The sequence below is a fragment of the Paenibacillus sp. 2TAB23 genome, assembly GCF_052115165.1.
Classification (GTDB): Bacteria; Bacillota; Bacilli; order Paenibacillales; family Paenibacillaceae; genus Pristimantibacillus.
The window spans coordinates 46,644-61,167 of record NZ_JBFRGD010000034.1 but is presented as its reverse complement, the minus strand read 5'-3'; the positions used below and the strand labels follow the sequence as shown (position 1 = coordinate 61,167).

Genomic DNA, 14,524 nt, shown 5'->3' with positions numbered 1-14,524 from the left:
GGTTACCCACGTGTTACTCACCCGTCCGCCGCTAACCTTGTCCCGAAGGACAAGATCCGCTCGACTTGCATGTATTAGGCACGCCGCCAGCGTTCGTCCTGAGCCAGGATCAAACTCTCCAAATTGGTGTTTGACTTGCTCATTACATTTGTTATCGCTTTTTCGCTTATCCCGAAGGATTTGCGAGGCAGTTGTTACTCGTTGTTCAGTTTTCAAAGAGCAATCTTTTCTTTCGTGTCGGCCGTTTGTCTCATTGGCGACTTTTATAATATATCACAGCTGCCCAAGTTAATGCAAGTCTTTTTTTAATTTCTTTTTTTGAAGCTTGTTTGCTTACTCTTGGCGCGAGAACTAATGTAGCATATAAACGATACGCGAGTCAACCTTTTACTTCAACCTTTTTTACGAACTCATCATACAACGACCCATTGGAGACCTACAATCAAGGCAATCCCAGGTACACCTAATGTTATTACAGTTCCTATGGTGATCGGATTAAGGGGTATGTAAATACCGGGCAAAAGGTCAGAGTAATTAAGTAAATAGAGCAATCCAGCAGCTAGTACAAGATGGAGAGTAAAGCTGCGAAGCAATCTCCATGACATTTTGTTCTTGAATAATACAATAGCCAATAAAAGAGAAGATGCCACGAACAGCGTTAACCAAATCGCGTTCATATTCCAATCCCTCCCCAGCGAGGCCACTTTTCACTTGTATGTTTCGCCAATCGAAGCAGCATTTCATACCTCTTCTCTGCGGTAATAACGCTATAAATGGCGTAATCGATTTGATCCTTTCCAACCGCGTACTCGAAAAAACGATTGGCATTTTCCCATTCACGGTGTGCTTCCGCTATTTCCTTTCGGATTTCCTCCATAAGCACCGAGTCCTTATGTATAGCTTCTTGCTGCTTCTTAATCAAGCCTATCCCCTCCCGCATATCTTCATCAATCGCAACCCATTACTATATGTATAGGCTTGGACTAAGGAATAGAACGGCAGATTGGACGGCTGCGCGTCTGTCTAAACAACAAAAGCGGCGAGCCCAGTAAATACCGGGCCGCCGCTTTCGGAGGGATATAATTAATTAATTTCTCTTCGACCTTCGAGCGCTTTCGATAACGTAACCTCGTCCGCATACTCAAGATCTCCGCCAACCGGCAATCCATGTGCAATGCGCGTAACACGAATGCCAAATGGCTTAATGAGCCTCGATAGGTACATCGCTGTCGCTTCGCCTTCAATGTTCGGGTTAGTGGCTAATATAAGCTCCTGAACACGCTCATCGCTGAGTCTTCGCAGCAGCTCGGCAATTCGAATTTCATCCGGCCCAATGCCCTCCATAGGAGAGATCGCACCCTGCAGCACATGATATTGCCCCTCATAATCTTTCATACGCTCGATAGCTACAAGATCCTTCGAATCCTGAACGACGCAAATGACCGATTGGTCACGCGATTTGTCCTGGCATATCCTGCAGGGATCGGTATCCGTAATGTTGCAGCACACCGAGCAGTAGAACAAATTACGCTTAACGCTCACTAGTGCCTTAGCGAAATCAATAACATCGTCTTCTTTCATTCGAAGCACGTGAAACGCCAGACGGGCGGCAGTTTTGGGTCCAATACCTGGTAATCGCGTAAAAGCATCAATCAACTTCGCTATCGGTTCGGGGTAATGCAAAACTGGGTACAGCTCCTTTCAAACGGAAGCAAGACTACTGCTTTAGAACAATCCAGGAATTTTCATTCCGCCAGTAAATTTCCCCATATCTTTATTAGCAAGCTCATCTACTTTGGTAAGCGCATCGTTCACAGCTGTAAGCACAAGATCCTGCAGCATTTCTACATCTTCCGGATCTACTGCCTCAGGCTTAATGGTAATGTTAAGCAGCTTCTTATGGCCATTAGCCGATACCGTCACGACACCGCCGCCAGCTGTACCTTCGACTGTTTTTGTTTCAAGCTCTTCTTGAGCCTTCATCATTTGATCCTGCATTTTTTTAACTTGCTTCATCATTTGGTTCATGTTATTCATTTCTATTCACCTCATCATTAGTATTTAATCATTATCCTTCACAACTACTAGGTCTTCGCCAAAAAGCTTAACGGCTTCCTCTACCCACACCGGCCTGCCGGGTGACTGAGGAACATTAGGCGAATCCGCAGACTCATGCTCGAGCTGCAGCGTCTCGCTCTTCTGCGAAACCGCTCCCTGTGCGGCAGCCTGCCAGTCTTTCATCATGACTGTAACGATTCGAAACGATCCACCTAGCACATCGTGCATCACTTTTTCAATAATATCACGATTCGCAGGTTTTTCGGTCGTTTCCCGGTGCATTGTATTTTTGAATGCGACAAGGATAGCATCATCTGCCGAAGCGACTGGCTCTCCATCCTTCAACCAGGCATGAACGGTAATCTTGGCATCCTTTACCCCTTGAAGGACATCATTCCATTTCATACGGAATTGATTGAACTCCGGACTGCCTGCATTCGCCAAATACGGATCAAGCTTAACGGTTCTCGCCGCTCCCCCAGATCCGCCGAACGACGTGCGAACCGCATTCGTTCGCGCTGCTTGCTTGCTTGCCGCCTGATCCGCAGCGGAAGATTGTCCTCCGCCCGCTATTCCATTTTGCATGGCCTGTTCAAGCTTGCGCTCAAGCGCCTCAACCTGCTGCCGCAATCGTCCCACTTCCGCGGCTTGCGCTCCGTTAGAAGCTGCAGGCGCCGTGCTTGAAGCAGATGCACCGCCTGCGGATTGCTCATCGCCAAGCGTACACAGCTTCATAAGCGCCACCTCAAACAAGGTTTGGGGCTGGGAAGCATGCTTTAGCTCGACTTGATAGCGATTGAGCGTATCAATCATGGCGAACAACCGCGACGGCGTGAAGGCATCCGCCATCATTTTGAAGCGTTCCGGATCAACAATTCTTTCCGTTACCGCGCCGCCCTGAGGTGCAAGCTTCATTACTAACAGATCTCTGAAGTAATAGATCAAGTTCTCGAGGCATTTGTCAGCACTTTTGCCCGCTTGCATCAAGCTCTCTACCAGAGGCATCACAGCCGAAACATTACGATCCTTCACAGCTTCCGCCAATTGATAAAAGTGATCCGCAGCCATGCCGCCAGTCACATCTACCGCAGCTTCAAGCGTAATACGATTATCAGCAAAAGCAGAGACTTGCTCCAGCAAGCTAATCGCATCTCGCATACCGCCCTCGGATAATCTGGCGATATACGCAATCGCGTCCTTATCGGCCTCGATACCTTCCTCCTGGCAAATCTTAATCAAGTGCTCTGTCTGCTCTTCCAGCGAAACCTGCCTGAAATCAAACCGCTGACAGCGTGAAATAATCGTAGCAGGCAGCTTATGCGGTTCGGTCGTCGCCAAGATAAATATCACATGCCCCGGCGGCTCCTCCAATGTCTTGAGCAAGGCATTGAACGCCTCAGCCGTAAGCATATGTACTTCATCTATAATATAAACCTTGAACCGCACTTCCGAAGGTGCATATCGCACTTTGTCACGGATATCGCGAATTTCATCAATTCCACGATTAGAAGCAGCATCGATCTCGATTACATCCATAATATGACCAGCGGTAATCCCTATGCAAGCATCACATTCATTACAAGGTTCCTCAGCCGGACCGCGTTCACAGTTAACCGCTTTCGCTAATATTTTGGCAGCGCTGGTCTTGCCTGTTCCCCTTGGCCCGTTAAAGAGATAAGCATGTGACACTCGTTGTTCACGAATGGAATTCTGCAGCGTTTGGATAATGTGCTGTTGTCCAACCATGTCCTGAAACGTCTGCGGACGCCAGGCACGGTATAAAGCGATATGTGACACGCAGACCTTTCCTTTCATGTTGCCTTTTATTGCAATAAAAATTGCCGCATTCCTATTATACAACAACTGTGTAGCAAGCAAAACTTTCTTTTGCCTGCCAAATCCATATTCTATTACAAGAAGAAACGGCTTCGCCGTACTCTGCAGAAGGAGGGTATACGTTTCTCGTAGAAATAGAAGAATACCTTATCGCGTGAAACATATAAAGTCTTATATCTAAACAAAAACACCTGCTTCCGCTATTTCCGACTAGAGCATCGAACAGCGTAACCAGGTGTTGCTTCTGTTATTGAAATTCATGGTTTAAAAATGGTTAGTACCGTGCACCTACTCCTGATAAATGCGACCCAGGCGACATCCTTGCACTACAGCTCGAGTCAGGCACTCCCCCGGCACATGAACTAATTTGCTTATGGCTGCTTCCTTCCGGACCTGACCGGGTTCACAAACGTCCATTGCGGAGGACCCAACTGTCAACACTGCTCGCAAGTGCCAAGACCCTACATCAGCATAACCTCAAATAGGAATTCAACCTCGCTACAGCGGATTGCGAGTTACAGGGCACCGCTACCTCCCCATCTAGCACGGCAAAAATAAGTATAGCCGATTCGAGCACAAAGCGCAACTCGTACCGTTAATTGGAACCATATGGCGATTCTTATCGTTTGGCTTCCACATGAACGTTATACCGCGGCATATTATGCTGCACAACAGACTGAGCCTTCGCCCGCAGCTGCTCAACTTGCCCGTCCGATAAAGAACCTGCCACATCCAAGTTCACATGCAAGTCCGTACCGTTGAAATAAATTCTCGTATGCTCTATTCCGCTAATAGGCTTAAGCACCTGCTCGATCATATCGCCATCTGCGTTATAATTCAGATATTGAAGGCGGTTCGGCAAGTTTGGGTTGCTGTTCGAATACCCCATATAACCATCATGACCATATGTTTTCATTTTGTCCTGCTTGCTGCTGCCGCATGCCGAAAGCGTTGCGGCTAACAGCAGCACGAGTAACAGCATTAGCGATATTCGATATGAAGCCAATCGATCCGTAAGAACCGTTCGTTTCTTTTCCAATCAAAAAACCTCCCTTCTAACCAATAGGATGGCTGAGGGAGGCTCTTGTATTCTGCCAAATAAAGGCGGAACGATTGAATGGATTAAATACCGTATTTCTTCTTGAAACGATCGACGCGGCCGCCAGCATCCAGGAACTTTTGCTTACCCGTGTAGAATGGGTGGCATTGGGAACAAACCTCTACGCGAAGGCTCGATTTAATCGAACCAGTCTCGAAGGAATTTCCACAAGCGCAAGTTGCTGTAATGATGTGGTATGTCGGATGAATAGCTTGTTTCATCTCGTTCACCTCTTTCTGCCCTGAGTCGCATGCGGACCCAGAGTTAAATCACACATCTCGGATTATAGCATGAACTCTTTTACAGTTGCAATGAATAATCGCTCATATGTTAATATTAGCTAAAATTACCGAATAAGGAACTCTTATCGGCGCAAGGCGGCAGGCGGGACATGTGTATAGGAACCAATCACAACATCCGGTAGCTCCTCGCGAAAAATCTCCAGCATTTGCTTCATCCCATAAATTTCACCCTGGGCCTTTGGAATAATAGCCAAATAACTCTCGGGATCGATATTCAGATTACGCATTTGGATGAGCTTAAGTCCTGTTCGCTTGACGAAGCCGATCATCGCTTCAATTTCTTCCTCGCGATCGGTAACCCCTGGAAAAATCAAATAGTTAATAGAGGTATATACTCCATTATCAGACGCATATTTCAGCGATTTCTCAACATTCTTCAAGGTGTAGCCACGCGGCTTGTAATAAGCGTTGTAGTGGTCATCGAGGGCGCTAATCGTACTTACCCGCATCAGGTTTAGCCCAGCATCTACGATAGCACGCATGTAATCAGTCAAACCTGCATTGGTATTGATGTTGATATAGCCAAGCGAGTTCTGACTGCGAACGCGTTTCATCGCTTCCACAATAATTCTAGCCTGCGTTGAAGGCTCCCCTTCGCAGCCTTGTCCAAAGCTGATAATCGATTCCGGCTCACGAAGATGCTCCAGCATGATCTCAACAACCTCTTCAACGGTCGGTTTAAAGTTCATGCGAGTCTGCGGAGCGACAAAGCCGCTATCGTCAGGCTGCTCCGATATACAGCCAAAACATCCAGCGTTGCAAGAATAGGACACCGGAACGGCTCCTTCCCATCTGCCAAGGAAGGTGTTCGAGGAGGTCAGGCATTCGTAACCCAATGCACAATTGGATAAGTGCTTATACAGCCGATTTTCCGGGTATTTGGCAAGTATGCGTTCGACTTGGATGCCTAATTCGCCGCGGTCGCAATTGAGCGGATCCCATCTTTCCGGATCATCGCATTGCTCCGCCGTAACGTAAAAGCCTCCATCCTTCCACACCACTGCCGTATATCCGAACAAAGGCAGCTTCTCATTCTTATCGGCCTTCACGTACCCCGGCAGACATAGACGGGTAAAACCTTGCGGCAGCAGCGCGCCAACCGCTTGCGCGCCGCCAGGCAGCATTTGCATTTCGCCGGAATCCGGATTAAGACCAATCGGCCTAGTGAAAGGCAGGCTAACTAAAGTCGCGCCATTAGGAAGAGGGATCAATTCCTCCTCCATAATCTCGACAATCATATCGCCGCTTCTTCCAAGTGCTATAAAATCGGGATGGTCAAAAACATTGCCGTTCTCATCCGCATATACGAGATTCATGTTGTTCTCCCTCCTGCGGCCTTACGATCCGTGCGTCGTTCTAGGCGTTGGCCGCCTGCTGGTCGCTGTCGTGCTGCTTTTGATGCCGGACCGCTCCGGCTTCGCTTCTACCGTTGTATCGAGAGACATAAGGAACTGTTCGTTGTTCTCGCTGTCTTTTAGTTTTTTCAAAAAGTTATCGACATAGTCAGGCGTATCCGTCATGCCCCTGCGGATGGCCCAAACCTTCTCAAGCTCTTCCTTAGTAAGGAGCATTTCCTCCCGTCTTGTGCCTGATCTGCGTAGATCGAGCGCAGGGAAAATACGTCGTTCGGAAAGCTTCCTGTCGAGATGGAGCTCCATATTGCCCGTACCTTTAAATTCCTCATAAATAATATCATCCATACGCGAGCCCGTTTCGATTAGCGCTGTTGCTAGAATCGTCAAGCTGCCGCCTTCCTCAACGTTGCGGGCCGAACCGAAAAACCGCTTCGGACGGTGGAACGCAGCAGGATCGATACCGCCGCTAAGCGTACGTCCAGATGGAGGAATAACTAAGTTGTAGGCTCTCGCTAGACGAGTAATACTATCCATTAAGATGACTACATCCTTCTTATGCTCAACCAAGCGAAGAGCCCTCTCGAGAACTAGCTCCGCTACTTTAATATGATTCTCCGGCAGCTCATCAAAGGTCGATGCGATTACCTCGCCCTTCACTGAGCGCTGCATATCCGTTACTTCCTCGGGACGTTCATCAATAAGCAGGACAAACAATTTAATATCAGGGCGGTTCTCTGAAATGCTGTGGGCAATTTCTTTGAGCAGCAATGTTTTACCCGTCTTCGGAGGAGCAACAATTAAGCCGCGTTGCCCAAGCCCAACAGGAGCGAGTAAATCCATCATGCGTGTGGATAGCTTCGACGATGTCGTCTCCAGAACCAGTTTCTTTTCTGGATAAAGAGGAGTAAGCGCAGGAAAATGCAGCCGTTCCGATGCTGTCTCCGGATTCTCGCCATTTACAGCATTCACCTGGAGAAGGCCGAAGTAACGCTCGTTTTCTTTGGGCGGACGACACTTTCCGGATACAAGATCGCCGCTCCGCAGATCGAACCTGCGGATCTGTGAAGCCGAAATATAGATATCTTCCTTGCTCGGCAAATAGTTGATAGGCCGTAAAAATCCGAAGCCCTCCGGCAATATATCGAGTACGCCTTCCATGAACATGAGGCCGCTCTTCTCCGCTTGGGCACGCAAAATGGCGAAAATCAATTCCTTTTTCTTGAGCGTTCCGTAATAGGGAACCTGAAACTGCTTCGCTAATTTGTATAAATCAGTTAACTTCATCTCTTCTAGATCCGCGATCTGAAGGTCTGTCATGTTCTCACCACTTTATTCAATTTTCATTATGATTTCGTATATCTAGTAAAATCATAGAACTGATTAATCATCATTGCCGAATTAGACGCCGTCTATTCCACAGCGTCCGCATCATCCTATTCCTTAGGAGGTGGCTTCTGTCTCACGCCACACTTCAGCACCTAATCGGCATAGATTTTCTACTAGATTATCATAACCTCGGTCAATATATTCAACGCCTGTAATTTCAGTAACACCTTCATCTACTGTCAATGCAGCAACAACTAACGCAGCTCCCGCACGCAAGTCTGCAGCCTTTACTTTAGCTGCATTCAGCTTGCCGCCCTCAATAACGGCGGAACGGCCTTCAACACGGATGTTAGCGCCCATGCGAGATAGCTCCGGCACATGCTTAAATCTTGTGCCGTACACGTAATCCGTTAGAATACTTACTCCTGTCGCTTGCGTAAGCAGCGTGGTCATGGGAGATTGAAGATCGGTTGGAAAGCCCGGATACACGAGCGCTTTCACATCAATGGATGAATACTCTGGTCCACCAATAATGCGGATCGACTCATCCATCTCAATAACTTGAACGCCCATTTCTTCCAGCTTCGCTGTCATAGCTTCTAAGTGCTTCGGGATAACATTATCAATAAGGACATCGCCGCGAGTAGCCGCAGCAGCTATCATATACGTACCGGCTTGGATTCGATCAGGAATAATGGAATGGCGGCAACCGTGAAGCCGATCGACCCCTTCAATCCGGATCGTCTCAGTTCCCGCGCCTTTGATTTTTGCGCCCATAGCATTGAGGAGAGTGGCTACATCTATAATTTCAGGCTCTTTGGCCGCATTTTCAATAACGGTCAGCCCTTTAGCCCTGGATGCAGCAAGCATAATATTAATCGTAGCACCGACACTAGACACATCGAGGTAAATCTTCGCACCGCGCAGCTCTTTCGCTGAGATTCGTATAGAGCCGTGGTCATTGGTAACTGTTGCTCCAAGTGCTTCAAAACCTTTGATGTGCTGATCGATCGGTCTTGGCTCAAAGTTGCAGCCTCCAGGCATGCCAATCGTTGCTTCTCCGAATCTTCCGAGCATAGCTCCCATTAAATAATAAGAAGCGCGCAGCAGCTTTACCTTCCCATTAGGCATTGCCTTCGAAACAAGCTGAGATGGATCAATGCGCATCATATCCCCGTCGCGTTTCACAACTGCGCCAAGCTCCTGCAAGATTTCTCCATAAACGGCTACATCACTTATTATAGGCAAATTGTCGAGCACAACTTCCGATTCCGCCAGAATCGCTGCAGGCACAAGTGCAACCGCGCTATTCTTTGCCCCGCTGATCTGGACAGTTCCTCGAAGCGGCCGTCCGCCTCGTATCATTAATTTCTCCATCTAATTATATTTCCTCCCGTAGATTGGAAGAGAATAAAGGAAGAACCGCCAAAGCAAGCGAGTGTTCAACCACTGGCCGGTTTGAGGCGGTTTGATTCCTTTACTCCTGTTATTGCGCTTGAATATGACTATTAAGACAAGCGTATGGCTTCATTGAATACCAGCCTTCTTCGCATCGCGTAAGGGCTGAACATATATGCATCGTTCAAGTACTTTGCCTTTGAGCATAAAAAAAATCAAGGGTGCTGCTTGTCATTCTGAGCCATTATACCATACTGGAACTTGAAATAGTAACGCTTGTTTTCACGCTTCCAAAAAATGAAAAAAACGACACCGCCCCAAGCAAGCGACGATGCCGTTTTTATTGTCTGAATTAGGAACCTATTGCAAAGCGACTTGTAGAGTTTCCTCCGCGCAGCTGCATATTAACTGCAATTCGCATCTCGTCGATGTCGAAAGGCTTCGTAAAGTGCATCAATGCGCCGAGATCTGTCGCTTCTTTAATCATATCAAGTTCACCGTATGCCGTCATCATGATGACTTTAATGTTCCGGTCAATCGTTTTCACATGCTTTAAAATTTCCAGACCATCCATGCCAGGAATTTTCATATCCAGCAGTACAAGATCGGGAGACTCGTTCTTCACGATTTCCAAAGCCAGCTTGCCATTAGACGCTTGGAACGTATTGTAGCCTTCGCTGCTGAACACTTCCATTAGCAATACGCGAATACCGTTCTGATCATCAACGATCAACACTTTCTTCTTATCCAATTCCAAATCCCCCCGCGACTGAGTCCACCTACAAAAATGGCCAACTCTTCCATAATCGTTAATATATTCGCTAGGTGGGGTATATAATCCTTCTCACTCCGAGAAAAAGTTATCAGTTGCTGTTATGGAATATGTCATAAGCATTAGCGATGGTTAATTATTCGGAATAGCTAAGCGCAGCCTGTACGAATCCGCGGAATAAAGGCTGCGGACGGTTCGGTCTAGACGTGAATTCCGGGTGGAATTGAACAGCTAAGAACCATGGATGGTCAGCCATTTCCACCATTTCGACAAGACGTCCGTCAGGTGAAGTACCCGAAATCGTCAAACCTGCTTTCTCAATCATCTCGCGGTATTCATTATTGAACTCATACCGGTGACGGTGACGCTCATAAACAAGCTCATCGCCATACTCGCGTGCCGCAAGCGTGTCCGCTTTCAGCTTGCACGGATATAGTCCAAGACGCATCGTACCGCCCATATCTTCAATGTCCTTCTGATCCGGCAGCAAATCGATAACCGGATACGGCGTGGACGAGTTAATTTCAGAGCTGTTCGCATTAGCTAGTCCAGCTACGTTGCGAGCATATTCGATTACAGCAACTTGCATGCCTAAGCAAATACCGAAGAACGGAATTTGTTTTTCGCGCGCATACTTGATCGCCGTAATTTTGCCTTCGATACCGCGATCTCCGAAGCCGCCAGGCACAAGAATACCGTGAACGCCTTGCAGCTGTTCCCCAACATTCTCTTCCGTAAGCTCATCGGCGTGCAGCCAGCGAATCTTCACTTCTGAATCAGAAGCAATGCCCGCGTGCTCCAGCGATTCCACAATGCTCAAATAAGCGTCATGCAGCGCAACATATTTGCCGACAATCGCGATTTCCGTTTTCTTGTGAAGCGATTTGACACGCTTTACAAGCTCTTCCCACTCGCGCATATCCGGCGGATCGGTTTTTAGCTTCAGATGGTTCACGACGATCTCGTCAAGACCTTCCTCGCGAAGCATTAACGGAACCTCATACAAAGTCGAAGCATCACGGCATTCAACTACGGCATTAGCGTCGATGTCGCAGAACAAGCCAATCTTGCGTTTCAAATCATCGGCAAGCGGATGCTCTGTGCGGCAAACAATGACGTTTGGCTGAATGCCGATACTGCGCAGTTCTTTAACGCTGTGCTGGGTAGGCTTGGTTTTCACTTCGCCCGCAGCCTTGATGTAAGGGATAAGCGTAACGTGGATATACATCACGTTGTCACGGCCGATATCGCTTTTAATTTGGCGAATCGCCTCAAGGAATGGCAAGCTCTCGATATCTCCTACCGTGCCGCCGATTTCTGTAATGACAACATCGGAGCCCGCTTCTTTGCCCGCGCGGAATACACGATCCTTGATTTCATTCGTAATATGCGGGATAACTTGAACTGTTCCACCCAAATAGTCGCCGCGGCGTTCTTTGGTAATGACGTTGGAGTAAATTTTGCCGGACGTTACGTTATTGTTTTTGGAGAGATTAATATCGATGAAACGCTCATAATGCCCGAGGTCCAAATCCGTTTCTGCGCCGTCGTCGGTAACGAAAACTTCTCCGTGCTGGTATGGACTCATCGTTCCCGGGTCCACGTTGATATAAGGATCGAATTTCTGAATTGTTACTTTGAGGCCCCTATTCTTCAGCAATCTGCCGAGCGAGGCTGCCGTAATCCCTTTGCCCAAGGACGACACTACGCCGCCGGTTACAAATATATATTTGGTCACTGTGATGATACCCTCCAAGCTCCTATGGTTAATGTTTAGGTTTGCCCATTTACTCGATAAACATGGATGCGGATAAGCTCTGCTCGTCCATCCAGTTTGTGGGAATGCATCCTACAGACCCATCCCTCACAAACAAAAAAAGTGACACCCGTAGTAACGGGGCACTTTTCCATTTTGGCATATATAAAAATATAAGGAGCATTTGTATGGCATGCTGCTGCGCTTATATTTCGCCGCGCTGCGAGCTGACTGCCTCAATTGTACGGCACCCGTCGCCTGCGCATGTATGCATTATTAGTTAACCGAATCTTTAGCCCATGAGATAGTTTACTCTGCGCTTGCAGCACCTGTCAAGCTAAACCGACAGGATGCAACGCGTATCCGTGTTAATTGCTAGAGCCAAAGCTCGTACGAACAAAAAGGATAGACATAAACGAGCTGATTACGCTGACTTGGCAGCCTGCAGCCTACTTATCGTCGCTATCGTCGTCTTCGAAATCCTCATCGTCGGAATCCTCGTCATCCGCATCCAATTCGCCGTCGACCTCTTCCTCGTCCAGCTCCTCGTCATCGATGCCGACTTCCTCGTCCACTTCAGCTTCCTCTTCCGCTTCTTCGAAGTCCTCGCGGTCTTCGTCAAATACGTCGTAGTCCTCTTCGGCTTCAGCGTAAGTATCCTCTTCCTCGTCTGCGAACACGTCATCATCCTCAAGATCATCGTCATCGTTAATGATCCGGGTACGCTTCGCATTGCCTACAGGATCCTCGGAACGCTCAACAGGATACCAGCGTTTCAGTCCCCACATATTGCTGCCGACACAAGCAAAACGGCCGTCAATGTTGATCTCCGTATATACCTGTGCGATGAACTGGTTGATTCCCTCCGCGTTAAGACCGCGTATTTTAGCGATCTCCATCATGAGATCGCGATAGTAATAAGGTGTATTAGCCGCTTTCAGCACTTCAAAGGCCAAATCGACCATAGGCATTTCCTTCATACGTTCAGGATCCAGCTTTAACGTAAAATTGCTGCTGCTCATATGGACACATCCTCTCTTGCCAATCAAATTATGTACGCGTTCATTCCATTAGAAATGTAAGGACCGTGTACGTTTTCCTCGTATACACCGCTCACATATCATTGCGCGACGAGCGGTTGCTGCCAGTAGATGGCACCCGTCGATTACGCTAGTCAAAGTATAGTAAAACCTATTTCCTCTAAAAAAGCAAGCGGCCCTTGCCGCACCCATACAGCTTGGACTTAAATGCAAAAAGCGAAAGGATCATCCTTCCGCTTTGACTGTATCCATCCGGCCATGACACGAGGTAACGCACCTTGGACGTAAGAGCCCCTGAGAACTCTTTGTTCATGGTATGTCGCCAAGCGCATTTTGACACGGATTGTTGCCTAATTATGTGAAAAAAGGCAAGTGGCTCATGCGATATGGAGCGCTCGGTCATACAATAGTGCAGCACGGTCCGTCGGGAGGGGAAGCCAAGTTTGGACACCGCCGCTTTTATCCGCTTGTTGCAGGATACAACGGCTTGCACGGACAGATCAACTGTGAAACGAATCATTCGTTTCCAGCGTGCGAGCGACTACCGATACTTCCTGGAACAATTGCCGCAGGTCGCTTCGTCATCATCGCCACATAAAAGCATAAGACAAATGCCAAGCATTCGCGGAATTGCTTGCCGATTGCATCCCGAGGAGACGCTGGAGCGTTTCGCTGGCCGGGTGTGGATCGAAAAAGATTGCAAAATCAGCGTTCATTCTTCATCGCAAAAATCGATTACTGTAGATAAAGGCATTCCCTGGGGCGTTAATCAGATCAAGGCTCCTCAGGCTTGGGGCACAACAACCGGCCATCGCATCAAGATTGGCGTCATCGACACGGGGGCTGATTTCAGTCATCCCGATCTTCGCCATTCGCTCTCGCGGGGCATTAACCTATTGAACCGCAGCATGCTTCCTCATGATGATAACGGACATGGCACGCATATCGCGGGCACGATCGCAGCTGCCAATCAGCTCCAGGGCATGATCGGCGTAGCGCCTCGCGCTTTGATTTCGCCCGTGAAAGCATTCGACCATAATGGGAGCGCCTTCGTGTCTGATATCATTCTCGGAATCGAGTGGTGCATCCGAAATCGCATGAACGTGATCAATATGAGCTTCGGCATGAAAACTAGAAGTAAAGCCTTGCTCGGCGCGGTCAACAACGCCCATAATGCAGGCATCATTATCGTGGCCTCCTCCGGCAATGACGGAAAACGGCGATCGGTCGATTATCCGGCGCGCTATCCGCAAACCATTGCGGTCGGCGCAACCAATAAGCTGCGCCGCGTGGCGGCATTCAGCAACAGGGGAGCGTACATTGATGTCTACGCGCCAGGCGATAAAATCGTTTCGGCGTGGCTTCGCGGCAAATACAATGAAATGAGCGGCACATCAATGGCTACCTCGCATGTCAGCGGAGCGATCGCGCTGCTGCTTGCGCATAAGCCTGGGCTTACGCCAACTGAGATTAAGTCGATCATCAAACGCTCCGTACAGCCCCTTAGAGGCAACAAAGCCCGCCGAACGATCGGCGAGCTCGATGTGATGCGTATGATGCAGGCCGTGGACAAATCATGAGT

14 protein-coding genes, 1 rRNA gene and 1 other RNA gene are annotated in these 14,524 nt (G+C 48.3%); 1 reads left to right on the top strand and 15 read right to left on the bottom strand.

All coding sequences use genetic code 11. The features are described from left to right. The 15 genes from AB4Z29_RS30200 to rpoE all read right to left on the bottom strand — a co-directional run. Window positions 1–125 (bottom strand): 16S ribosomal RNA (locus AB4Z29_RS30200); the annotation flags it as partial. Window positions 126–413: 288 nt separating this feature from the next. After that, complete coding sequence (locus AB4Z29_RS30195) at window positions 414–677, bottom strand: pro-sigmaK processing inhibitor BofA family protein (RefSeq protein ID WP_441946612.1); 264 nt, start codon at window positions 675–677, stop codon at window positions 414–416. Then, on the bottom strand, window positions 674–922 hold the full coding sequence (locus AB4Z29_RS30190) for a DUF2508 family protein (protein WP_441946611.1): 249 nt from the start codon (window positions 920–922) through the stop codon (window positions 674–676). Before AB4Z29_RS30190 ends, AB4Z29_RS30195 begins: the two co-directional genes overlap by 4 nt. A 161-nt stretch (window positions 923–1,083) precedes the next feature. After that, complete coding sequence (gene recR, locus AB4Z29_RS30185) at window positions 1,084–1,683, bottom strand: recombination mediator RecR (protein ID WP_183571048.1); 600 nt, start codon at window positions 1,681–1,683, stop codon at window positions 1,084–1,086. A 42-nt stretch (window positions 1,684–1,725) separates the two neighbouring features. Then, window positions 1,726–2,037, bottom strand: coding sequence for a YbaB/EbfC family nucleoid-associated protein (locus tag AB4Z29_RS30180; protein WP_183571050.1), 312 nt, complete (start codon window positions 2,035–2,037; stop codon window positions 1,726–1,728). Window positions 2,038–2,061: 24 nt separating this feature from the next. Further along, entirely contained in the window at window positions 2,062–3,855 is a 1,794-nt protein-coding gene (dnaX, locus tag AB4Z29_RS30175; protein ID WP_441946610.1) for a DNA polymerase III subunit gamma/tau, read from the bottom strand. A 319-nt stretch (window positions 3,856–4,174) separates the two neighbouring features. Beyond that, window positions 4,175–4,443: signal recognition particle sRNA large type (gene ffs / locus AB4Z29_RS30170), an RNA gene on the bottom strand. Window positions 4,444–4,513: 70 nt separating this feature from the next. Next, window positions 4,514–4,933 (bottom strand): hypothetical protein, encoded by a 420-nt coding sequence (locus AB4Z29_RS30165; RefSeq protein ID WP_441946609.1) that lies wholly within the window; start codon window positions 4,931–4,933, stop codon window positions 4,514–4,516. Between the two features lie 83 nt (window positions 4,934–5,016). Then, a complete protein-coding gene (gene rpmE / locus AB4Z29_RS30160; protein ID WP_441946608.1) occupies window positions 5,017–5,214 on the bottom strand; it encodes a 50S ribosomal protein L31 in 198 nt (65 codons plus the stop codon). 143 nt (window positions 5,215–5,357) lie between these two features. After that, entirely contained in the window at window positions 5,358–6,611 is a 1,254-nt protein-coding gene (locus AB4Z29_RS30155) for a radical SAM protein (protein ID WP_441946607.1), read from the bottom strand. 21 nt (window positions 6,612–6,632) lie between these two features. Beyond that, the gene (gene rho / locus AB4Z29_RS30150; protein WP_183571057.1) at window positions 6,633–7,967 is read right to left on the bottom strand and encodes a transcription termination factor Rho; all 1,335 of its coding nucleotides are present in this window, start codon (window positions 7,965–7,967) and stop codon (window positions 6,633–6,635) included. Between the two features lie 123 nt (window positions 7,968–8,090). Next, window positions 8,091–9,353 (bottom strand): UDP-N-acetylglucosamine 1-carboxyvinyltransferase, encoded by a 1,263-nt coding sequence (locus AB4Z29_RS30145; RefSeq protein WP_441946606.1) that lies wholly within the window; start codon window positions 9,351–9,353, stop codon window positions 8,091–8,093. A gap of 373 nt (window positions 9,354–9,726) precedes the next feature. After that, entirely contained in the window at window positions 9,727–10,125 is a 399-nt protein-coding gene (locus AB4Z29_RS30140; protein WP_183571061.1) for a response regulator, read from the bottom strand. Window positions 10,126–10,282: 157 nt separating this feature from the next. Next, on the bottom strand, window positions 10,283–11,884 hold the full coding sequence (locus AB4Z29_RS30135) for a CTP synthase (protein WP_441946605.1): 1,602 nt from the start codon (window positions 11,882–11,884) through the stop codon (window positions 10,283–10,285). A gap of 467 nt (window positions 11,885–12,351) precedes the next feature. Then, the gene (gene rpoE, locus AB4Z29_RS30130) at window positions 12,352–12,924 is read right to left on the bottom strand and encodes a DNA-directed RNA polymerase subunit delta (RefSeq protein ID WP_441946604.1); all 573 of its coding nucleotides are present in this window, start codon (window positions 12,922–12,924) and stop codon (window positions 12,352–12,354) included. 461 nt (window positions 12,925–13,385) lie between these two features. On the opposite strand from rpoE, the gene AB4Z29_RS30125 reads away from it, so the two are divergent. After that, the gene (locus AB4Z29_RS30125) at window positions 13,386–14,522 is read left to right on the top strand and encodes a S8 family peptidase (protein WP_441946603.1); all 1,137 of its coding nucleotides are present in this window, start codon (window positions 13,386–13,388) and stop codon (window positions 14,520–14,522) included. The last annotated feature ends 2 nt before the right edge of the window (window positions 14,523–14,524 follow it).

Coding starts and splice junctions, on each gene's coding strand:
- AB4Z29_RS30195 (WP_441946612.1), bottom strand. CDS start 677: ATGAACGCGATTTGGTTAACGCTGTTCGTGGCATCTTCTCTTTTATTG.
- rpoE (WP_441946604.1), bottom strand. CDS start 12,924: ATGAGCAGCAGCAATTTTACGTTAAAGCTGGATCCTGAACGTATGAAG.
- rpmE (WP_441946608.1), bottom strand. CDS start 5,214: ATGAAACAAGCTATTCATCCGACATACCACATCATTACAGCAACTTGC.
- AB4Z29_RS30155 (WP_441946607.1), bottom strand. CDS start 6,611: ATGAATCTCGTATATGCGGATGAGAACGGCAATGTTTTTGACCATCCC.
- AB4Z29_RS30145 (WP_441946606.1), bottom strand. CDS start 9,353: ATGGAGAAATTAATGATACGAGGCGGACGGCCGCTTCGAGGAACTGTC.
- AB4Z29_RS30180 (WP_183571050.1), bottom strand. CDS start 2,037: ATGAATAACATGAACCAAATGATGAAGCAAGTTAAAAAAATGCAGGAT.
- rho (WP_183571057.1), bottom strand. CDS start 7,967: ATGACAGACCTTCAGATCGCGGATCTAGAAGAGATGAAGTTAACTGAT.